The following is a 20,209-nucleotide window of genomic DNA, read 5'->3' as shown; positions in this document are numbered from 1 at the left end:
TCATGACGGATAATCCAAATAAAAAATCGCTGTGGGATAAAATTCACATCGACCCAGCCATGCTGCTGATCCTGCTGGCCCTGCTGGTTTACAGCGCCCTGGTTATCTGGAGCGCCAGCGGCCAGGACATCGGCATGATGGAACGCAAGATCGGCCAGATCGCGATGGGTCTGGTCATCATGGTGGTGATGGCGCAGATCCCGCCGCGCGTCTATGAAGGCTGGGCGCCCTATCTCTACATCTTCTGTATTATTTTGCTGGTGGCGGTAGATGCGTTCGGTGCCATCTCAAAAGGGGCACAGCGCTGGCTGGATCTGGGCATTGTCCGTTTCCAGCCCTCGGAGATTGCCAAAATCGCAGTCCCGCTGATGGTAGCGCGCTTTATCAACCGTGACGTCTGTCCGCCGTCGCTGAAAAATACCGCTATCGCCCTGGTGCTGATATTCCTGCCGACGCTGCTGGTTGCGGCGCAGCCTGACCTCGGTACCTCAATCCTTATCGCCCTCTCCGGCCTGTTTGTCCTGTTCCTGTCGGGCTTAAGCTGGCGCCTGATTGGTATCGCGGTGGTGCTGGTGGCCGCGTTTATCCCTATCCTGTGGTTCTTCCTGATGCATGACTACCAGCGCCAGCGCGTCATGATGCTTCTCGATCCGGAAACCGATCCGCTCGGTGCGGGCTATCATATTATTCAGTCCAAGATTGCGATTGGCTCCGGCGGCCTGCGCGGTAAAGGCTGGCTGCACGGTACCCAGTCGCAGCTGGAGTTTTTACCGGAACGCCACACCGACTTTATCTTTGCGGTACTGGCTGAAGAGCTAGGACTGGTTGGCATCCTGATCCTGCTGGCGCTTTACGTGCTGCTCATCATGCGAGGATTGTGGATTGCGGCACGCGCGCAAACCACCTTTGGCCGCGTCATGGCAGGTGGATTGATGCTGATTTTATTCGTTTATGTCTTCGTAAATATTGGTATGGTGAGTGGTATTCTGCCGGTGGTAGGCGTACCGCTGCCGCTGGTGAGTTACGGAGGCTCGGCACTGATCGTGTTGATGGCCGGGTTTGGTATCGTGATGTCGATCCACACCCACAGAAAAATGTTGTCAAAAAGCGTATAAAAATAAGGGGATCGGAATGCGTAAGCAGTGGCTGGGGATCTGCATTGCGGCAAGTTTACTTGCGGCATGCACAAGTGATGATGGTCAGCAACAGGCAACCGTCGCGCCGCCGCAGCCTGCGGTGTGTAATGGCCCAATCGTTGAAATCAGCGGTGCCGATCCCGTTTATGAACCGCTGAATGCCAGCGCGAATCAGGATTACGAGCGCGACGGCAAAAGCTACAAAATCGTGCAGGATCCGTCCCGCTTTAGCCAGGCTGGCTTTGCCGCCATTTATGATGCTGAGCCGGGCAGTAACCTGACGGCATCGGGTGAAACATTTGATCCAATGCAGCTGACTGCGGCGCACCCGACGCTACCGATCCCAAGCTACGCCCGTATCACCAACCTGGCGAACGGCCGAATGATCGTCGTGCGTATTAACGACCGCGGCCCGTACGGTAACGACCGGGTAATTTCCCTGTCGCGCGCGTCAGCCGATCGCCTGAACACCTCGAACAACACCAAAGTTCGCATTGACCCGATTATCGTGGCGCAGGATGGTTCGCTCTCCGGGCCGGGAACCGCGTGTACCACGGTGGCGAAACAGACCTATGCCCTCCCCGACCGCCCAAATCTGGACGGCGGCATGGGAAGCGTCTCCTCGCCAGCAGAGCCTTCTCAGCCGGCGGGAGAAATACGCCCGATCAGCAATGACACCCTGCAAAGCGATGATTCCACTGGCGCACCGGTAAAAAGCAGCGGCTTCCTTGGCGCACCAACGAACCTGGCCTCGGGCGTGCTGGAGGGCAGTGAGCCGACTCCCGCGCCGGTTGCCGCCCCCGTCGTGCAGCAGCCAGCCCCCGTAACGGCTCCGGTCACGACCCAGAGCGCAGCCGTTGCCGCTCCCGCAGCAGCCAGCGGCGGCTTTGTCGTTCAGGTGGGGGCTGTGAGCGATCGGGCCCGTGCCCAGCAGTATCAGCAGCGTCTCAGCCAGCAGTTTGGCGTACCAGGACGCGTTGAGCAAAACGGCGCGGTCTGGCGTATTCAGATGGGGCCGTTCTCCAGCAAGTCGCAGGCGGCGTCCCTGCAGCAGCGTTTGCAGAGTGAGGCACAGCTGCAGTCCTTTATCGCTGTTACGAAGTAATTAATCGGCGGTATCCGAAATGTCAGTTTGTGTAAAACACATTCACAAACTCATGCTTAAAGTCGGATGCCTGCCTGAATAGCATTTGCTATAGTAAGGCACTTTTTTTAATTCCATCACGGATGTCGTAGTTCTGACCATGAAGACCACTTTTTCTGCTCGTTTTGTGCAGCGCATGGCGCTGACCACGGCCCTTTGCGCGGCTGCACTCTCTGCAGCTCATGCTGATGACCTGAATATCAAGACCATGATCCCTGGCGTTCCGCAAATCGATGCGGAATCCTACATCCTGATCGATTACAACTCTGGCAAAGTGCTGGCAGAACAGAATGCTGATGCCCGCCGTGACCCGGCCAGCCTGACCAAAATGATGACCAGCTATGTTATCGGCCAGGCAATGAAAGCCGGTAAGTTCAAAGAGACGGATCTGGTCACCATCGGTAACGATGCGTGGGCTACCGGGAACCCGGTTTTCAAAGGTTCCTCGCTGATGTTCCTGAAACCAGGAATGCAGGTTCCGGTTTCTCAGTTAATTCGTGGTATTAACCTGCAGTCCGGCAACGATGCCTGCGTGGCTATGGCCGATTTCGCCGCCGGTAGCCAGGATGCTTTCGTCGGTCTGATGAACAGCTACGTTACCGCGCTGGGCCTGAAGAACAGCCATTTCCAGACCGTACACGGTCTCGATGCAGACGGTCAGTACAGCTCCGCGCGTGATATGGCGCTGATTGGTCAGGCGCTGATCCGTGATGTGCCGAACGAGTACTCTATTTACAAAGAGAAAGAGTTCACCTTCAACGGTATTCGTCAAACCAACCGTAACGGCCTGCTGTGGGATAACAGCCTGAACGTTGACGGCATCAAAACCGGCCACACCGACAAAGCCGGCTACAACCTGGTGGCTTCTGCCACTGAAGGCCAGATGCGTCTGATCTCAGCCGTGATGGGGGGTCGCACCTTCAAAGGTCGCGAAACCGAAAGCAAGAAGCTGCTGACCTGGGGCTTCCGCTTCTTCGAAACCGTGAACCCACTGAAGGCCGGCAAAGAGTTTGCTTCTGAACCCGTCTGGTTCGGCGATAACGACCGTGCTTCCCTGGGCGTGGATAAAGACCTGTATCTGACCATTCCACGCGGTCGTATGAAGGATCTGAAAGCAAGCTATGTGCTCAACACCACCGAACTGCATGCCCCGCTGCAGAAAAACCAGGTGGTGGGTACCATCAATTTCCAGCTGGACGGTAAAACAATCGACCAGCGCCCACTCGTGGTATTGGAAGAAATTCCTGAAGGCAATTTCTTCGGCAAAATCATTGATTACATTAAATTGATGTTCCATCACTGGTTTGGCTAAAAATCGAACACTTGAAAGTGTGATTTTGATCCCCATATACTAAGTATCCTGATAACTCCCACCTGACGTGGGAGTTATTCTTTTTGACGTTACGCCGGAGCTGACATGAAAACCAAACTTAACGAACTGCTTGAATTCCCTACCCCATTTACCTACAAAGTAATGGGTCTGGCGAAACCTGAGCTGGTTGATCAGGTGGTTGAAGTGGTACAGCGCCATGCGCCGGGTGACTACTCTCCGTCAGTAAAACCAAGCAGCAAGGGCAACTACCACTCGGTTTCTATTACCATCACTGCTACACATATCGAGCAGGTTGAGACGCTGTACGAAGAGCTCGGCAATATCGAAATTGTTCGTATGGTGCTGTAGTCCCTTTGCGGTTACCCGGTTTACCGGGTAACCCCTCTTCCCCGCTGTGATATACTCCCCCTCATCTTTTGTTCCTCGTCTTCGGAGACGTGTTTTGTATCAGGATAAAATTCTGGTCCGTCATCTCGGGCTGCAACCTTATGAGCCTGTCTCCCAGGCTATGCACGAGTTCACCGATTCACGCGATGACGCTACCCTTGATGAGATTTGGCTGGTCGAACATCTGCCGGTATTTACGCAGGGCCAGGCGGGAAAAGCGGAACACTTATTAATGACGGGCGATATCCCGGTGATCCAGAGCGATCGCGGCGGACAAGTGACTTACCACGGCCCGGGTCAGCAGGTCATGTACGTCCTGCTTAATCTGAAGCGCAGAAAGCTTGGCGTGCGTGAGCTGGTCACTTTGCTGGAGCAAACCGTCGTCAACACGCTGGCGGAATATGGTATTGACGCGCATCCGCGTGCCGATGCGCCGGGCGTCTACGTTGGCGAAATGAAGATCTGCTCTCTGGGGCTACGTATTCGTAAAGGCTGTTCCTTCCACGGCCTGGCATTGAATATTAATATGGATCTTACGCCTTTCCAGCGCATAAACCCCTGCGGCTACGCCGGCATGGAAATGACGCAAATGCGCCAGTGGGTCGACACCGCTACGCCGGAGAATATACGCCCCGTGCTTCTGAAGAACATGTTAGCACTACTTAACAACCCCCCACACGAATATATCCCTGCTTAATATATCATCCAGGCGGCCCGATAATTTGACGGGCCACTGTTTATTTACCGCTTTTACGCTTTACAATAAACCGCAGATTCTATATTTTCGAAGCGCCCGAATATTGCCGTTACATATTATTTAGCCTCCGGACAGCATGGCATACACAGGCTAAGTAACTTGAGTGATAATCACACAACTGTTTGTTTTTGATAAACAAGTGGAACAAAACCAACACTTTACGAATCTCTACAAGCATAATAAATAAATTCAACTATCATTCATGTTGTGAATGTATACGGAGTGAAAGCGTGGAGTATAATAATTTACCAGCCAAACGCCTGAATGACCCTGGTGGCGAAGACAAGCCGCAAATTTTTCGGACTTTACGTAATATTGACCTCAATTTATTGACTATTTTTGAGGCAGTATATGTCCATAAGGGGATCGTTAACGCTGCGAAAATTCTTAATCTCACGCCATCTGCAATAAGCCAGTCAATTCAAAAGTTACGGGCTATATTTCCCGATCCCTTATTTATCCGTAAGGGTCAGGGCGTCACGCCGACGGCCTATGCAACACATCTCCACGAATACATCAGCCAGGGGCTGGAGTCGATTCTGGGTGCGCTGGATTTAACCGGAAGCTATGACAAACAGAGAACCATTACCATCGGCTGTTCTCCTTCTGTCGGCGTGCTGGTGATGCCTGCGATCTTCCAGGCCGTAAAAGAGCATGCGCCACAGCTTCTGCTTCGCAATGTGCCTCTCAACGAACCTGACGTTCAGCTTGCTCAGTTCCAGACGGATCTGGTTATTGAAAGCGGCAGCTTTAGTGCCCGGGCGCTGGGGCAAAATGTGCTTTACGCGGATAACCTGGTGTTGGTTTGCCGCAAGCAGCACCCCGCTCTCAGCGAGCCGTTAACCATTGAGAACCTGCGCAACTACGACCACTCGTCTTTCATGACCGAAGGACAGTCAAACCATGCCCTGCGTCAGCGTATTGATGAAATTTTCCCGGAACGTCAGATCAGCTTCAGCAGTTACAATATGTTCACCACCGCATCCCTGATCGGCAGCAGCGATATGCTGTGCATCATGCCTTCACGCCTGTATAACCTGCTGCGGAAATGCTGGCCGCTGGAAAGCATCCCGCTCAGCCAGCTCAATGCAGAATCTATCGAGATTTCACTGCATTACAACAAACTCAGCTTGCGCGATCCGGTGCTGGAAAACGTCATCCGCATTATCCGTCAGGCCTTCTGAAAGAGCGTGCCAGTACACGTTCCTGCCGCTTGCAGGGCAAAACGCACAAAACAACAACTATTTTACAAATTGGCGACCTGACAGGCTGCTTTAAAGACCCTTTCAATGATATACTGCCTGTCGTTCGTTCAAAAATAGTTGATAAATACAACATTCCCTTGAATTGAAACGCTTTCCTTCGATATTCGCAACTGGAACACGCACGCTATGAGTAAACCCATTGTGATGGAACGCGGTGTTAAATACCGCGATGCCGATAAAATGGCCCTTATCCCGGTTAAAAACGTGGCTACAGAGCGCGAGGCGCTGTTAAGAAAACCGGAATGGATGAAAATCAAACTTCCGGCAGACTCTTCGCGTATCCAGGGGATCAAAGCGGCGATGCGTAAGAACGGCCTTCACTCAGTTTGTGAAGAAGCCTCTTGCCCGAACCTTGCTGAATGTTTCAATCACGGCACCGCGACGTTTATGATTCTGGGTGCCATCTGTACCCGCCGCTGCCCATTCTGCGACGTAGCTCATGGCCGCCCGGTGGCTCCCGATGCCAACGAACCGCAAAAACTGGCGCAAACCATCGCCGACATGGCGCTGCGTTATGTGGTTATCACGTCCGTCGACCGTGACGATCTGCGTGATGGGGGTGCTCAGCACTTCGCCGACTGCATTACTGCCATTCGCGAAAAAAGCCCAAATATCAAAATCGAGACGCTGGTTCCCGACTTCCGCGGCCGTATGGATCGCGCGCTGGACATCCTGACCGCAACGCCGCCAGATGTGTTTAACCACAACCTGGAGAACGTTCCGCGTCTTTATCGTCAGGTGCGTCCAGGCGCAGACTATAACTGGTCTCTGAAGCTGCTGGAGCGCTTTAAAGAAGCGCATCCGCATATTCCAACCAAGTCAGGTCTGATGGTCGGCCTTGGCGAAACCAATGACGAAATCATCGACGTTATGCGCGATCTGCGCCGCCACGGTGTGACCATGTTGACGCTCGGTCAGTATCTGCAGCCAAGCCGTCACCACCTGCCGGTTCAGCGCTACGTCAGCCCGGATGAGTTTGACGAGATGAAAGCCGAAGCGCTGGCGATGGGCTTTACCCACGCAGCGTGCGGTCCGTTTGTTCGTTCTTCTTACCACGCGGACATGCAGGCGAAGGGTGAAGAAGTCAAATAACACCGTAATATTCATTTACAGTAATGCAAAAAAACCGGCCTCATGAGCCGGTTTTTTTTCGCAAGCCCTCAGGCACTGCCGTTACTCTTTGTGGGAAAGCTTCTCTGCCGGGATGTCCTCAGCGCTTTTCTTCGCGGCTGCGTCATCGTCGTTCATCGCTTTCTTGAAGCCTTTGATGGCAGCCCCCAGGTCACCACCCAGCGTGCGTAACTTCTTGGTACCAAACAGCAGGACGACCAGTGCGGCAACCACCAGCAGTTTGGTAATACTAATCTCACCCATAGATACCTTCTTTACATAAAACAGGCTGCATTCAGCGCCAAAACCCGATTGTATTAACGGTCATTTGGCGCGTGCACACAATAGCAATCTGTAACAAGGTGAATCAAGCATTGTTGAAAAAAACATCACAATAATTGCGGTGGCGCAAAGCGTCGGTTGCGAAGAACAGGTAATTGCTGACGCGCAAGCGCAATTCTTTCTAAAATTATCTCCGCCATCAGCAGAACGGGCGCTTCCGCTGCGGCGGCAATCGTGACGCCCAGCGGATCAACCACCCTGCTCTGTCCAATGTTTTTATTGCCGCACTCTCCGGAGGCAACGACATAGCAGGTCGTGTCCAGCGCGCGTGCCGCAAGCAGCGTTGCCCAGTGCTGCTCTTTTAGCGGCCCCTTAACCCATGCGGCAGGCAATACCAGCACGTCCGCCCCTTGCAACGCCAGATGCAGGGCCAGCTCCGGGAAACGCAGGTCATAACAGGTCATCAACCCCACCTTAAACCCGTCGATATCAATGAGCGGCGGAACAACATCTCCCGGATCAACGCGTCGCGATTCCTGAATGCTGAACGCATCATAGAGATGAAGCTTGGCATAGCGCGCAACAATTGCACCGTCACGGATAGCCACGAGCGTATTTACTGCGCGACCCGGCGTTGAGGGAACGTGCACGGTTAAGATGGTGGTCATCGTACTGCCCACGCTCTGGGCAAGCAGCTGCTGTAAAAATTCGCCGTCAAGGGATTGCGCGGACTTCACGGACAAATCAGGGTCATGATCATCCCTTGCCAATAGCGCCTCAGGAAGTACCAGCAGCGATGCCCCTTTCCGTCGGGCCTGCATCATCAGGTTAACGCACTGCACTGCGTTAACCCGCCAGTCAGGCGTGACTGCAAACTGCCCTACCGCAACATACATATTTGTCCCCTCATCATAAACAGCGTTAAACTCGCTACTCTTACACATCAAATAGCAGGTATTTAGCGTGTTACAACTCCTTTTAGCTGTTTTTATTGGTGGAGGCACAGGGAGCGTTGCGAGGTGGTTCCTGAGTATGCGTTTTAATCCGCTGCATCAGGCGATTCCAATGGGGACACTGGCCGCCAACCTGATTGGTGCTTTTATCATTGGTATGGGCCTGGCCTGGTTTAACCGGATGACGCACATCGATCCCATGTGGAAAGTCTTGATTACCACCGGCTTCTGCGGCGGTTTGACCACCTTTTCAACCTTTTCTGCGGAAACAGTTTTTCTCTTTCAGGAAGGTCGTATCGGCTGGGCGCTGGTGAATATCGCCATCAACATGATCGGATCCTTCGCGATGACGGGGATCGCATTTTGGTTATTTTCCTCTGTCAGCACGCATTAACTGCCGGAGCATTAATGTTGGCTTAATTTTTCTCTGTCACTCTGGAGGCAATACTGAACGAGGGTGACAGAATGAAACAGAGTCTGATGAGCGCAGGCATAGTGTTGTTGAGCGTACTGATCGTGGCCAGCTTCCTGAAAATGTACCTGCTTGGCTGATTCATAACGAAAAAAACCCGCTCAATGAGCGGGTTTTGAAATTCTTGCTGACGCGTCTGAATTACAGAGCGATTACGTTAGCAGCAGAAGGGCCTTTGGCACCGTTAGTGATTTCGAACTCTACACGCTGACCTTCAGCCAGAGTTTTGAAACCATTAGACTGGATTGCAGAGAAGTGTACGAACACGTCTTTGCTGCCATCTTCAGGAGTAATGAAACCGAATCCTTTGGACTCATTAAACCACTTAACGTTACCTTTAATCTTAGACATCAAAATTACCTTTACATTAAAAAACGACACAAATGCTGTGTCGGTTACCAGTACATCAATTGTGGGACCTTTTGTCCAGCGGATCTTTGACAAAAAGTGACTAAAGTCGCGTTAATTTTCACTGGCAGATTTTTATCGCTTATGAATCAACGACTGCGCGTTTTTTCACCACCAAGTAACGTTATGTCAGTTAAAACTGAAAACGCATCCAGGCGAAGTAAACGTTACCGTTGTTGTATGTCCCCGGAATGTAGGTCATCTGGAACGTTGCAGGGCCATAGCCAACAGAGGCCAGAGGCAGCAACACAGGGATCGGAATATACTTCCAGTTGTCGCGCGCGGTCACCCCGGCGGTATAGCCCAGACCAACGTGGAAGTTCTCATCCGCTAACGGGCGCCAGGTTTTTTCCCAGCCGTAGCCACCAATCGGTTCCCACTTGTTAAAGGAGTCTTTGAAGGCCATCAGATAGATGCCATGCCAGTTTCCTTTTTCATCCCAGCGCGACTGCCCAAAACCCGCGCCCCAGGGACGCTCGTTGTATTTATCCGTTTTCTCTTTGTCGTAAGCAAAGCGCGCGTGCCACGTTATTGCCGGAACATAGAGATCATAATGTTCAGGTGCTGACCAGGTCTGCGATACATTATCCGTAAAAGTAGAGAACCAGCCTTTATCCGTCGCATTGTCCTCTGCCTGTGCAACAGAAGAAAACGTTAACTGGCCAATAATAAACAATAAAATAGAGAAAAAAGTATTACGTACACTCACAATGCAATTACCATTCTTGATATTCGAGGCAAAGTTTACCATAAAATAATTGAACCAAGCCTTAACAGCATCAGCGCTACTCTTAAATATCAGGCCCCTTTTCGGGAATATTCTTAAAGCGGAGTTCTGCACACGCTGAATAAACCCATACTATGTATGCCTACTGCCCGTTAACCGTCTCCAGGATTAACGGGCAAGATCACACAAAATCTTAACATTTTGTTATCATTAGATAGACATGTTACGCTATCTTTGACGGTCAAGATCCTTATGACATAAATGCCTGAGCCGCGGCAAAAACGCTGTTATGCTGTTCGTTAGTCGTCTGTTTATTGATTTTAATCAGCAAGGACAGGCCATTAATTCGGCACATTTTCATCCTTCTTTTTATATTAATTTTTTATATCTCAGGGCATAAAGATACAGGGGAAATCATGCTTACGTTTATCGAGCTCCTAATTGGGGTCGTCGTCATTGTGGGTGTAGCGCGTTACATCATCAAAGGATACTCAGCCACAGGCGTTTTATTTGTTGGTGGGTTAACGCTGCTGATTATCAGCGCAGTAATGGGTCATCAGGTTTTACCTGCCAGCGCAGCCAGCACGGGTTACACCGCTACAGATATTGTTGAATATATTAAAATACTGCTCATGAGCCGCGGTGGCGATCTGGGTATGATGATCATGATGCTGTGCGGTTTTGCAGCCTATATGACCCATATCGGCGCGAACGACATGGTTGTGAAGCTTGCCTCGAAACCCCTGCAGTACATTAACTCGCCGTATCTGCTGATGGTTGCCGCCTATTTCCTCGCCTGCCTGATGTCGCTGGCCGTTTCATCGGCAACCGGGCTTGGCGTACTGTTAATGGCCACGCTGTTCCCGGTGATGGTGAACGTGGGCATCAGCCGCGGGGCGGCGGCGGCAATTTGCGCTTCCCCGGCGGCCATTATTCTCTCCCCTACGTCAGGTGACGTGGTGCTGGCGGCGAAAGCAGCCGAAATGTCGCTTATCGACTTCGCCTTTAAGACCACGCTGCCAATCTCGATTGTCGCCATTGTGGGAATGGGTATCGCGCATTTCTTCTGGCAGCGCTATCTCGATAAGAAAGAGAACATTAGCCATGAAATGATGGATGTAAGCGAAATCACCACCACCGCGCCTGCGTTCTATGCCATTCTGCCGTTCACGCCGATTATCGGCGTGCTCATTTTTGACGGAAAATGGGGCCCACAGCTGCACATTATTACTATTCTGGTTATCTGCATGCTGCTGGCTGCTGTGCTGGAGTTCATACGCGGTTTCAACACGCAAAAAGTCTTCTCCGGCCTTGAGGTGGCATATCGCGGTATGGCGGATGCCTTCGCGGGCGTGGTGATGCTGTTGGTTGCGGCGGGCGTCTTTGCCCAGGGCCTGAGCACGATTGGCTTTATCCAGAGCCTGATCTCCATCGCCACCTCGTTTGGCTCAGCCAGTATTATCCTGATGCTGGTCCTGGTGGTACTGACCATGCTGGCGGCAATGACCACGGGTTCGGGTAACGCGCCATTTTACGCCTTCGTTGAGATGATCCCTAAGCTGGCTCACTCGTCCGGTATCAATCCGGCTTATCTTTCCATTCCCATGCTCCAGGCCTCAAACCTGGGTCGTACCATCTCGCCTGTCTCAGGCGTGGTGGTTGCGGTTGCCGGGATGGCAAAAATCTCGCCGTTTGAAGTGGTGAAACGCACGTCAGTACCGGTGCTGGTTGGCCTGGTCATCGTCATTATTGCTACCGAAGTGCTGGTTCCCGGCGCCGCCTAAGTTAAATTCCTGATTGCCAAAAAGCGCCTGCGGGCGCTTTTTGTGCTTTAATAACCCACAAAAATGAATTGCGCACAACCAATCAGGAAATCACATGTTCAGGAAGGATATCGTTATCCCGTCTGGCGCAGCAGCGCTTGCACTCAGTCTCTTCTCAGCACAGGCCGAACCCCTCAAGGCCACGCAGTACGGCGATTTCGATCGCTATGTGCTGGCTTTGTCCTGGCAAACGGGGTTTTGTCAAAGCATGGTTGAGCGTAACCGCACTGAACCGGATGAATGTCGTCTGCAAAAAGAGCGCGATAATAAAACCGATTTTCTGACCGTTCACGGATTATGGCCAGGCCTGCCAAAATCGATAGCTGCACGCGGCGTGGATGAACGTCGTTGGATGCGATTTGGCTGCGCCACGCGTCCCATCCCGAACATGCCGGAAGTGAAGGCCAGCCGCAAGTGTGCTGCCGCCGAAACAGGGTTGTCGCTCTCCGGCGCGGCTAAGCTGAACGAGGTCATGCCGGGCGCGGGTGGAAACTCCTGTCTGGAACGGTACGAATATGCCAAACATGGTGTCTGCTTTGGTTTTGATCCCGACGCCTATTTCGGCACCATGGTGAGAATGAATCAGGAAATGAAAAACAGCGCCGTCGGTCATTTCCTTGCGGAAAATTACGGTAAAACCGTCAGCCGCAGTGATTTTGACAGCGCCGTTGCCAAAACCTGGGGCAAGGAAAATATCAAAGCCTTCAAGCTGACCTGCAACGGTAATCCTGCGTATCTGACCGAGATGCAGATTTCGCTGAAAGCAGACACCATTAACGCCCCGCTTTCTGTGGCATCCTTTGCCCCGCAGCCGCATCCAGGCAACTGCGGAAAACAATTTGTCATTGATAAAACCGGTTACTGACCCACCGTCGGGCGCACCATGTCGAACCGGTGTTCGTCACTGATACCATAGTAAGCCGTCGGCCCACCCGCTCGCAGGATGGGCTGCGCTTTCGCCGTCTGGTATATCCCCTCTTCCAGCAGCGTTTCGGCAATATGGATCCCGACCACTTCTCCCAGCACCAGCCAGGTATCCACCGGCGTACCGTCGGCGCCGGTAAGCTGAATGCACTGAGACAGGCGGCACTCAAAATTGACCGGGCTTTCCGCCACACGGGGAGCGCTCACCAGCTGGCTTGCGGCAGGCGTTAATCCCGAAAAGGTGAATTCATCCCGGTCGTGAGGAAGCGTGGCGGAGGTTAGATTCATCGCTTCAGCGAGATCGCGCGTCGCCAGGTTCCAGACAAACTCCTTTGTTTCAGCAATATTACGCACGCTGTCTTTCCAGCCGTTGCTGGAAAAGCCGATGATCGGTGGGCGATAGTTAAAGCAGTTAAAGAAGCTATACGGCGCGAGGTTCTGCTGCCCGGTCTTATCGCATGAGGAAATCCAGCCGATCGGACGTGGACCAATAATGGCGTTCAGCGGATCGTGCGGCAGGCCGTGACCCTGAGACGGTTGGTAGAAGTACATAGTTCTCTCTCGTTGGCGGGCAACGCCCTGGTTCAGGACACACAGCGTAACGCAATCCGTCAGGAATGAAGACTGAATAAATTTCAGCAAAAATTCATATGGCCCATGAATGTGACTTTCATCACTTCAAACTTGCCCGTTCAGCCAGTATCATCGGGAGAGTAAAACCCTCGCTGCCAGACGGCGAGGGTTTTCTTTTGGATTGGTTTCTGCGTTAGACGCAGCATTAACGACATGGAGTAAAAAATGTCCAGACCTACAATTATCATCAACGAGCTCGACGCAGAACGTATCGACAGACTGCTGGAAAAAGCAGAATTCGCCTCACTTCCGGTGGCCGACGCCCTGAATGAGGAGCTCGACCGCGCGCAGATGTGCACGCCAGAGTCCATGCCGCATGACGTGGTCACCATGAACAGCCAGGTGAAATTCCGCAACCTCACCACCGGTGAAGAGCTGACCCGCACGCTGGTTTACCCGGCTCAGATGACCGACAGCAGCGCGCAGCTTTCGGTTCTTGCTCCAGTGGGAGCCGCGCTGCTGGGGCTGCGCACGGGCGATACTATCCACTGGGAATTGCCGGGCGGTGCCTCCACCCATCTGGAAGTGCTGGAGCTGCTCTACCAGCCAGAAGCTGCGGGCGATTACCTGCGTTAATGTCATTCTGAACAAACGCGACCCGCGTTGCACAGAGGATGCGCCTGCATCCTCTTTCCGAACATCTTCACCCGATTGTGCTACAACCCGGGACAGTATCCTGAACGCCACTGGCGAGTGACCTCACACGACGCCGCCCGGGAACGCATTCACCAGGCCCTTCACTTTTTGCTCGGCGGCCTCAGGCGTTTCTGCGCCGGGCACCAGAATCACCTTCCGGCACTCCTCCTCCCGTTTTTCAAAAATCTTATAGGCACGCTCCGCATCCGCCAGGGGGAGATAATGGGTCACTATCTCTTCCGGCGTCAGCAGCCCTTTTTCGATCAGCGGTAACAGCTCGCCCAGCCAGGCGTGGACGTGCGTCTGGCCCATCTTAAACGTCAGCCCCTTATCGAAGGCATCCCCAAACAGGAAGCCATGAATAAACCCGGCATACACACCGGGTACGCTGACTACCCCGCCGCGCCGGACGGCAGCGATACACTGGCGCAGCGCTTTGCCGCTGCTGCCCTCGATTTTAAGGTTGCTGAGGATCGTCTCCGTCGTGCTGCCTTTGGCTTCGAACCCGACGGCATCAATGACGGCATCGACGCCCCGCTGCCCGGCGGTTTGCTCAATGATCTTTTCCGCCGCGTCGTTATCATCATCGAAGTTGATGGGGATGGCGCCGTAACGCGCCTCGGCAAACCGCAGCCTGTAGGGGTGATGGTCGATAACAAAGATCTGCTCAGCCCCTAGCAGCCGCGCGCAGGCTATAGTCAATAACCCCACCGGACCGGCACCAAAAACGGCAACGCTGGAGCCTTTTTCAATTTGCGCATTTTTTGCCGCCTGCCAGGCGGTGGGTAAAATATCAGACAGGAAGAGGGCCTTATCATCGGAGAGCAGCTGCGGCACCTTAAACGGTCCGACGTTGCCTTTCGGCACACGCACATATTCCGCCTGTCCTCCCGGCACGCCGCCGTAGAGATGGCTATAGCCAAACAGCGCTGCCGGCGCGGGAATTTGCTTTTTGTTCAGCGCGGCGCCCTGCCCGGCATTGGTATTCTCACAGGCCGCGTACTGCTGCAGACGGCAAAAGAAGCAGTCACCACAGGCGATGACAAAGGGGATCACCACGCGATCGCCTTTTTGCAGATCCTTCACCTCCCGACCGCACTCGACGATCTCGCCCATAAATTCATGTCCAAAAATGTCGCCGTGCTGCACCTTTGGGATCTTTCCGCGATAGAGATGCAGGTCGGAGCCGCAAATCGCCGTGGCCGTGACGCGCAGGATGATATCGTCGGGCTGTTCAATGATGGGATCGGGGACATTCTCGACGCGAACATGGTGCGGACCGTGATACGTGAGTGCTTTCATGCAACCTCCGAAAGGTTTCAGGTAAGTTTATAAAGGGTAGCTACCTCTGAATGTCTGCCGGGAAATACGCGCCTTTTGAGATTTATCCTGGCGAGAGAGGAAAAGTGCCGAAGCGCTTACAGAAACCATTCATATTTTGTGGTTGAATGTATCCAGCGTTTATAAACAAGGAGAAACGGTTATGTATAAGACAATCATTATGCCGGTTGATGTTTTCGAAATGGAACTGAGCGACAAGGCTGTGCGCCACGCGGAATTTCTCGCGCAGCAGGACGGAATTATTCATCTTTTACATGTCTTACCGGGCTCTGCCAGCCTGAGTCTGCACCGCTTTGCCGCCGACGTGCGTCGCTTTGAGGAGCATTTACAGCACGAAGCCGAGACGCGCCTGCAGACCATGGTCGGGCATTTCAGCATCGACCCTTCCCGCATCAAAACCCACGTCCGGTTCGGTAGCGTGCGCGATGCCGTCAATGAGCTGGCCGCGGAGCTGGATGCAGACGTAGTGGTGATCGGTTCACGTAATCCTTCCATTACCACTCACCTGCTGGGGTCGAACGCCTCCAGCGTGATCCGCCATACCCACATTCCGGTGATGGTGGTCCGGTAAATACCAACAAAAAACCCCGCTTTCGCGGGGTTTTGTTTATCAGTACAGGTGACCAATATTGACGATGGTGCTGACGGTATCGCCGAAGAAGGTCAGACGGCTGAGCACCACGCCCACCAGCAGGAGCGCAAACACCGCTTTCTGCATCGGCTGGCGCTTCATCGACAACACGCCTCCCACGACGCAGCACAGCAGGCTGCCCAGATAGAGCGGCGAGCTTAGCCAGGCGTGAGCGGTCATCTTCATGATAGTGCCACCGCTGAGCCACATCACCGGCGCGGCAATCAGCAGCGCCATCAGGGCGATAATCCCCTGGCGCAGCGCAGCGTTTGATGCTTTCAGCCCAAGCAGCGGCGTTGCGGCACAGCCCATCACCCAGACCGTCGCAAAGAACAGCATCATGGTGATGCCGTTGGCAATAGCCTGCATCGCCGGTGCCGCGTAGGTCATCCCCTGCACCACCACCAACAGGATCCCGAACAGGGACGCCAGCAGCGCCGCGCCTTTGTTCCCCTTACTCAGGAAGGCCAGCCCAATCATGGCGCCGTAGAGGGTCGCGCCCAGAATTTCACGGCTCAGCCAGGCATGCTTCAGGTTAATGAGCGCATTGTAAGCGTGTTCCGGGTGCGCCAGATGCAGCACAGCGGCGACGGAGGCCACGCCCAGAATCAGCCCGGTAATCAGCCAGTGCATGCGGTTGCCAATGACTTCGCCACGCAGCGTGCGCCAGGTCAGGAGCAGCGTCATCCCGACGGACATCTGGCTCAGCACGGTAAAGATAACGAGCGGTAATTCATACTTTTCCATTATTTATCCCCCGGCTGTTTTGGCTGACGGGCCAGAATGAAGCGCGTACCCGGATTAAGCTGAGGCATCTTCGGGAAGCCAGGCGGATACTGCACAGCATTGTTCGGCAGCGGATCGGCATCCAGATCGATAATCGTCAGCGCACCGACCGGGCACGCGTTAACGCAGGCCGGGGCCATTCCGATATCCAGACGTTCATAGCACATGCTGCACTTCTCAGCCTTTTGCGTCTCCTCATTGAAGCGCGGGGCGCCGTACGGGCAGTTACGGATGCAGTTTTTACAGCCGATGCAGCGTTCAGGGTTATGCACCACCACGCCGTCATCACGTTTGGTGTAGGCTTCCACCGGACACGCCGCCAGACAGGCCGGGTTTTCACAGTGGTTACAGGCCAGCGAGAAAAACGCACGCTCCTCATGCGGATAAATTTCTTTATCCAGCGGATAGACATAGCGCCAGAAACGATCCGGCTCAAGCTGGTTAAAACTCTTGCAGGCCATGGCGCATCCGCGGCAGCCAATACATTTATCACTGTTTACTAAAAATGCGCGTCTCATGCGTCTGCTCCTTCATTCGCGATAAGGGCAATGTCGACAAACTGGCTGTGGATCGCCGCGCCAGGTGCACCGGTTGCCATTTTGCCCATATCGGCTGGCGTATCTTTCACGACGTTCTGCACGTTGTACTTAAGCTTGTTAAACCAGGACTCATACATCACCAGGAAATCTTCCGGCACGTTGGTGGTGATCTTCGCCCGCAGCTCCACTTCGCCCACGTCGTTAAACACGCGGACTTTTGCCAGCTCGCGAATGCCCTTCTTCTGCGCAGCGGCAGGATGGATATAGACAAACGGCTCCGGCCAGAAGACCTGCATCCAGTCGAGGTTGACGAACTGAGAGTGGAGGCCGTACTGCAAGTGCGGGGTGAAGAGATGGAACGGCAGCTTGCCCTCTGCGGCCGGCATATACTCCGGCAGCGCTTTATGGCCGTTCTTTTCACATAGCTCAGAGAGGAACTCATACTTGCCCGATGGCGTTTTAAACTTGCGGTCGTGCCAGGCTGCAGAGCTGACCATTTTGGCTTTCACCGGCCCATCCAGCAGATCGTCCCAGGAGCGGATGCCGAACTGTTTCGCCATGCCCTCATTAAACTCAAGGTCGAGCCATTTTTTCTGGTCAATGTCCTGCGGGAAGGTACAGGAGCCCGGCTCCATTTTGTTGATGGTACGCGAGAGCAGCACGGCAATATCCAGATCGCTCTTGCATTCGTACATCGGCTTAATGGCCGGTTCATTCACCGACAGCCAGTAATGCCAGTAAGACGACGACAGGTTCCAGTGCTCAAAGGTCGTGGTCACCGGCAGCACGATATCGGCATGCTGCACTGTCTCGTTGAAGAACTGATCGACGCAGACCACCATCTCCAGCTTGCTGAAGGCTTTTTCCATTTTGTTGCGGTCAAAGTCCTGGGCAAACGGGTTCTTACACGCCACCCAGAGCATACGAATGGGCGGATCGTTGGCATCAAGAATGCTCTGCGCGGTCTGGTTCAGGTTCAGCGCGCGGTCGGAGTAGTGGCTCTTCTCGCCACTGTCGCTGACGAACTCGCCTACCGGGCCGCTTTCGCCCACCATGCCAACAGACCCGACCGGTGGCTTCTGCGTCATCGCATGGTAGTTGTAGCCCCAGGTCTGCAGATGGCCGTAGCGGGCACCGCCGCCTTCCACACCGATGTTGCCGGTCATGGCAACGAAGGCGTCAATGGCGCGCACGTTCGCCCCGCCGTTGACGTGGCGCTGCATCCCGTAGCCGATCCAGACGGTGGCGGGTTTTACCGCGGTGAACTCTTCCGCCAGTTGGCGAATTACGTCTGCCGACAGGCCACAGATTTCAGACGCCCACTCAACGGTGATATTGCTTCGCAGATACTGCTCGAACTCCGGGAAACCGTGCGCGAAGTTATTCACAAACTCCTGGTCGACGCGGCCTATATCCAGCAGATGGCGCGCCATCCCCAGCGCCAGCGCACCGTCTGAGCCTGGGCGCACGCGCAAATACAGATCGGCTTTCGCGGCGGTTTGCGAGAACAGCGGATCAATGACCACCACTTTCGCCCCTTTCTCACGCGCCTGATAGATGTACTTCATGGTGTGCATGGAGCACCACGCCGGGTTTGCGCCCCAGATAATGATGTATTTTGCTTTAACCAGATCTTCCGGGTCGTTACACCACATGTCGCCCATGTCGTAGTGCTGAGCATCGATCCCTGCCGGCCAGCATGGCGTACCGGCAAACCGCGTGGTGTAACCGAGAGAAGACATCATTCCTTCCACGGCATAGCTCATCACGCCCAGGTTGCCGGAGTATTTCGACAGCGCCAGGCCGAGCATAGAGCCGTCTTTCTTTTTAATCTCCAGCATTTTGCTGGCAATGCGCTGCATGGCTTCATCCCAGGAGATGCGACGCCATTTACCGCTGCCGCGACCATCCTGAATCATCGGGTATTTAATACGATCCGGGGAGTAGACCCGGCGCGGGTAGGTCAGCCCTTTCACACACGGCGCGCCGTGCGTAAACGTGGACTCGCTCGCCCCGTCGACAAAGGTGATAACGTCATCTTTGACCCAGGTTTTTAAGCTGCAGGTGTCGTAGCAGTTACGCGGGCAAGCGTTACGGAAAATTTTGTAGGTTTTCGGGTTAAACGGAATGGGAGGCTGTGCCATGGCACATCGGGATGATAATAATCCGCCGGGTAATGCGGCGACGGTACCCAGCGCAATCAGTCCTTTTAAAAAGGAGCGTCGGTTTAGCTGCCCTTTATCAATACTCATAATATTACTCTCGTTTTTAATTCATCAAACCAATTAGTCAGTTGCGACGCGAGACATTTCATTGCGGAAGTTTGTGCACAATCATTTATTTTTGTGATAAACGCAGGGAGCCATAATTCGAGATGGCCGCGTACAAAGCGAGTAAGTGCATCGTGATATTGCGGCGAATGTCTGGCATGCACGGAGAGCATCACCGCCAGCTCCATTTCATAGCTGATGTGATCGTCGGGAACGCTATTCTCCTCCGTCACGAACAGCCCCATGTTTTGCAGGAATTCGCGCACTCTAAGCGTAGTGGCCCCCATCAGCAGCGGTTCCTCATCCAGATACACCGAGGCATAAGGCGGTGCCAGCAGCGTCGCAGGGCCGACAAACAGAGCGTTGAAGTCATACTCAACCTCTAACGCCTCATCCTGCTGCCAGGCTCGACTCTCCGGAAATAAAAGGTGTAACGAGGCGCATCGCGATGTTGTATCCGCCGCGTTAAAAAAATCGCGAAACGTTAGCCCCTTTATTTCAAAAGAGGTTAACGCCTCATATATTGAAGAGGTGAATATATCTTTATCATTCATGTTAAATATAAATATTTATCGACGGGAAAACGACGAGATATTATCAGCAGGCTTATTAATTTCTTTGATCGAAGCAGGTAATTAACGCATGAAGTAGT

22 protein-coding genes are annotated in these 20,209 nt (G+C 53.6%); 12 read left to right on the top strand and 10 right to left on the bottom strand.

Annotated elements, in window-relative coordinates:
* Positions 1-2 precede the first annotated feature (2 nt).
* From mrdB to lipA, 7 genes are all read left to right on the top strand, one after another.
* Positions 3-1,115, top strand: a complete 1,113-nt coding sequence (gene mrdB / locus V1603_RS09420; protein ID WP_042715186.1) for a peptidoglycan glycosyltransferase MrdB — start codon at positions 3-5, stop codon at positions 1,113-1,115.
* Between the two features lie 16 nt (positions 1,116-1,131).
* On the top strand, positions 1,132-2,241 hold the full coding sequence (gene rlpA, locus V1603_RS09415) for an endolytic peptidoglycan transglycosylase RlpA (RefSeq protein ID WP_116341191.1): 1,110 nt from the start codon (positions 1,132-1,134) through the stop codon (positions 2,239-2,241).
* Between the two features lie 139 nt (positions 2,242-2,380).
* Entirely contained in the window at positions 2,381-3,592 is a 1,212-nt protein-coding gene (gene dacA, locus V1603_RS09410) for a D-alanyl-D-alanine carboxypeptidase DacA (RefSeq protein ID WP_116341193.1), read from the top strand.
* Between the two features lie 105 nt (positions 3,593-3,697).
* Positions 3,698-3,961, top strand: a complete 264-nt coding sequence (ybeD, locus tag V1603_RS09405) for a DUF493 family protein YbeD (RefSeq protein ID WP_003858718.1) — start codon at positions 3,698-3,700, stop codon at positions 3,959-3,961.
* A 94-nt stretch (positions 3,962-4,055) separates the two neighbouring features.
* Positions 4,056-4,697, top strand: a complete 642-nt coding sequence (gene lipB / locus V1603_RS09400) for a lipoyl(octanoyl) transferase LipB (protein WP_166710428.1) — start codon at positions 4,056-4,058, stop codon at positions 4,695-4,697.
* A gap of 290 nt (positions 4,698-4,987) precedes the next feature.
* Positions 4,988-5,941, top strand: a complete 954-nt coding sequence (locus V1603_RS09395) for a YbeF family transcriptional regulator (RefSeq protein ID WP_116341195.1) — start codon at positions 4,988-4,990, stop codon at positions 5,939-5,941.
* Positions 5,942-6,148: 207 nt separating this feature from the next.
* The gene (lipA, locus tag V1603_RS09390) at positions 6,149-7,114 is read left to right on the top strand and encodes a lipoyl synthase (protein WP_028012333.1); all 966 of its coding nucleotides are present in this window, start codon (positions 6,149-6,151) and stop codon (positions 7,112-7,114) included.
* A gap of 81 nt (positions 7,115-7,195) precedes the next feature.
* Here the strand turns inward: lipA and tatE are convergent, their stop codons facing one another.
* The gene (gene tatE / locus V1603_RS09385) at positions 7,196-7,396 is read right to left on the bottom strand and encodes a twin-arginine translocase subunit TatE (protein ID WP_014882988.1); all 201 of its coding nucleotides are present in this window, start codon (positions 7,394-7,396) and stop codon (positions 7,196-7,198) included.
* A 125-nt stretch (positions 7,397-7,521) separates the two neighbouring features.
* Positions 7,522-8,310 (bottom strand): deaminated glutathione amidase, encoded by a 789-nt coding sequence (locus V1603_RS09380; protein WP_166710426.1) that lies wholly within the window; start codon positions 8,308-8,310, stop codon positions 7,522-7,524.
* A gap of 67 nt (positions 8,311-8,377) precedes the next feature.
* Here V1603_RS09380 and crcB point away from each other — a divergent pair, with 67 nt between their 5' ends.
* Positions 8,378-8,761 (top strand): fluoride efflux transporter CrcB, encoded by a 384-nt coding sequence (gene crcB / locus V1603_RS09375; protein WP_163330472.1) that lies wholly within the window; start codon positions 8,378-8,380, stop codon positions 8,759-8,761.
* 219 nt (positions 8,762-8,980) lie between these two features.
* Here crcB and cspE read toward each other — a convergent pair whose 3' ends face one another.
* Together cspE and pagP are read right to left on the bottom strand one after the other, a co-directional pair.
* Positions 8,981-9,190 (bottom strand): transcription antiterminator/RNA stability regulator CspE, encoded by a 210-nt coding sequence (cspE, locus tag V1603_RS09370; RefSeq protein WP_002439184.1) that lies wholly within the window; start codon positions 9,188-9,190, stop codon positions 8,981-8,983.
* 190 nt (positions 9,191-9,380) lie between these two features.
* Entirely contained in the window at positions 9,381-9,998 is a 618-nt protein-coding gene (gene pagP / locus V1603_RS09365; protein ID WP_163330537.1) for a lipid IV(A) palmitoyltransferase PagP, read from the bottom strand.
* A 392-nt stretch (positions 9,999-10,390) separates the two neighbouring features.
* On the opposite strand from pagP, the gene dcuC reads away from it, so the two are divergent.
* Both dcuC and rna read left to right on the top strand, forming a co-directional pair.
* Entirely contained in the window at positions 10,391-11,758 is a 1,368-nt protein-coding gene (gene dcuC, locus V1603_RS09360) for an anaerobic C4-dicarboxylate transporter DcuC (RefSeq protein WP_163330473.1), read from the top strand.
* A gap of 94 nt (positions 11,759-11,852) precedes the next feature.
* Entirely contained in the window at positions 11,853-12,662 is an 810-nt protein-coding gene (gene rna, locus V1603_RS09355) for a ribonuclease I (protein WP_395313833.1), read from the top strand.
* Here the strand turns inward: rna and V1603_RS09350 are convergent.
* Complete coding sequence (locus tag V1603_RS09350; protein ID WP_116341208.1) at positions 12,656-13,273, bottom strand: flavin reductase family protein; 618 nt, start codon at positions 13,271-13,273, stop codon at positions 12,656-12,658. The genes rna and V1603_RS09350 overlap by 7 nt on opposite strands.
* Positions 13,274-13,519: 246 nt before the next feature.
* Between V1603_RS09350 and rnk the strand changes: the two genes are divergently transcribed.
* A complete protein-coding gene (rnk, locus tag V1603_RS09345) occupies positions 13,520-13,930 on the top strand; it encodes a nucleoside diphosphate kinase regulator (RefSeq protein ID WP_061098890.1) in 411 nt (136 codons plus the stop codon).
* A 123-nt stretch (positions 13,931-14,053) separates the two neighbouring features.
* Here the strand turns inward: rnk and V1603_RS09340 are convergent, their stop codons facing one another.
* Entirely contained in the window at positions 14,054-15,292 is a 1,239-nt protein-coding gene (locus V1603_RS09340) for a zinc-dependent alcohol dehydrogenase (protein ID WP_028012324.1), read from the bottom strand.
* Positions 15,293-15,473: 181 nt separating this feature from the next.
* Here V1603_RS09340 and uspG point away from each other — a divergent pair, with 181 nt between their 5' ends.
* A complete protein-coding gene (gene uspG / locus V1603_RS09335; RefSeq protein WP_116341212.1) occupies positions 15,474-15,902 on the top strand; it encodes a universal stress protein UspG in 429 nt (142 codons plus the stop codon).
* 39 nt (positions 15,903-15,941) lie between these two features.
* Here the strand turns inward: uspG and V1603_RS09330 are convergent, their stop codons facing one another.
* The 4 genes from V1603_RS09330 to V1603_RS09315 are packed head-to-tail and all read right to left on the bottom strand — an operon-like array spanning position 15,942 to position 20,111.
* Complete coding sequence (locus V1603_RS09330) at positions 15,942-16,709, bottom strand: DmsC/YnfH family molybdoenzyme membrane anchor subunit (RefSeq protein ID WP_163330476.1); 768 nt, start codon at positions 16,707-16,709, stop codon at positions 15,942-15,944.
* The gene (locus V1603_RS09325) at positions 16,709-17,266 is read right to left on the bottom strand and encodes a 4Fe-4S dicluster domain-containing protein (RefSeq protein ID WP_080327917.1); all 558 of its coding nucleotides are present in this window, start codon (positions 17,264-17,266) and stop codon (positions 16,709-16,711) included. Before V1603_RS09325 ends, V1603_RS09330 begins: the two co-directional genes overlap by 1 nt.
* Positions 17,263-19,539, bottom strand: coding sequence for a molybdopterin-dependent oxidoreductase (locus V1603_RS09320; protein ID WP_166710420.1), 2,277 nt, complete (start codon positions 19,537-19,539; stop codon positions 17,263-17,265). Before V1603_RS09320 ends, V1603_RS09325 begins: the two co-directional genes overlap by 4 nt.
* Positions 19,536-20,111 carry a molecular chaperone gene (locus V1603_RS09315; protein WP_395313832.1) on the bottom strand — a complete coding sequence of 192 codons (576 nt, stop codon included), beginning with the start codon at positions 20,109-20,111 and terminating at the stop codon, positions 19,536-19,538. Before V1603_RS09315 ends, V1603_RS09320 begins: the two co-directional genes overlap by 4 nt.
* Positions 20,112-20,209: the final 98 nt, after the last annotated feature.

Origin of the sequence: Enterobacter sp. ECC-219, from assembly GCF_043966805.1 — a bacterium.
Taxonomy (GTDB): Bacteria; Pseudomonadota; Gammaproteobacteria; order Enterobacterales; family Enterobacteriaceae; genus Enterobacter; species Enterobacter cloacae_N.
Note: the sequence above shows the minus strand (reverse complement) of the source record. Positions and strands in the feature narration are given on the sequence as shown.

Bases quoted from the DNA above. Each gene is read 5' to 3' on its own strand.
- rlpA (WP_116341191.1), top strand. From the start codon at position 1,132: ATGCGTAAGCAGTGGCTGGGGATCTGCATTGCGGCAAGTTTACTTGCG.
- V1603_RS09350 (WP_116341208.1), bottom strand. From the start codon at position 13,273: ATGTACTTCTACCAACCGTCTCAGGGTCACGGCCTGCCGCACGATCCG.
- pagP (WP_163330537.1), bottom strand. From the start codon at position 9,998: ATGGTAAACTTTGCCTCGAATATCAAGAATGGTAATTGCATTGTGAGT.
- tatE (WP_014882988.1), bottom strand. From the start codon at position 7,396: ATGGGTGAGATTAGTATTACCAAACTGCTGGTGGTTGCCGCACTGGTC.
- mrdB (WP_042715186.1), top strand. From the start codon at position 3: ATGACGGATAATCCAAATAAAAAATCGCTGTGGGATAAAATTCACATC.
- dcuC (WP_163330473.1), top strand. From the start codon at position 10,391: ATGCTTACGTTTATCGAGCTCCTAATTGGGGTCGTCGTCATTGTGGGT.
- V1603_RS09320 (WP_166710420.1), bottom strand. From the start codon at position 19,539: ATGAGTATTGATAAAGGGCAGCTAAACCGACGCTCCTTTTTAAAAGGA.
- V1603_RS09330 (WP_163330476.1), bottom strand. From the start codon at position 16,709: ATGGAAAAGTATGAATTACCGCTCGTTATCTTTACCGTGCTGAGCCAG.
- V1603_RS09380 (WP_166710426.1), bottom strand. From the start codon at position 8,310: ATGTATGTTGCGGTAGGGCAGTTTGCAGTCACGCCTGACTGGCGGGTT.
- V1603_RS09340 (WP_028012324.1), bottom strand. From the start codon at position 15,292: ATGAAAGCACTCACGTATCACGGTCCGCACCATGTTCGCGTCGAGAAT.
- rnk (WP_061098890.1), top strand. From the start codon at position 13,520: ATGTCCAGACCTACAATTATCATCAACGAGCTCGACGCAGAACGTATC.
- cspE (WP_002439184.1), bottom strand. From the start codon at position 9,190: ATGTCTAAGATTAAAGGTAACGTTAAGTGGTTTAATGAGTCCAAAGGA.
- ybeD (WP_003858718.1), top strand. From the start codon at position 3,698: ATGAAAACCAAACTTAACGAACTGCTTGAATTCCCTACCCCATTTACC.
- V1603_RS09315 (WP_395313832.1), bottom strand. From the start codon at position 20,111: ATGAATGATAAAGATATATTCACCTCTTCAATATATGAGGCGTTAACC.
- lipA (WP_028012333.1), top strand. From the start codon at position 6,149: ATGAGTAAACCCATTGTGATGGAACGCGGTGTTAAATACCGCGATGCC.
- dacA (WP_116341193.1), top strand. From the start codon at position 2,381: ATGAAGACCACTTTTTCTGCTCGTTTTGTGCAGCGCATGGCGCTGACC.
- rna (WP_395313833.1), top strand. From the start codon at position 11,853: ATGTTCAGGAAGGATATCGTTATCCCGTCTGGCGCAGCAGCGCTTGCA.
- V1603_RS09325 (WP_080327917.1), bottom strand. From the start codon at position 17,266: ATGAGACGCGCATTTTTAGTAAACAGTGATAAATGTATTGGCTGCCGC.
- uspG (WP_116341212.1), top strand. From the start codon at position 15,474: ATGTATAAGACAATCATTATGCCGGTTGATGTTTTCGAAATGGAACTG.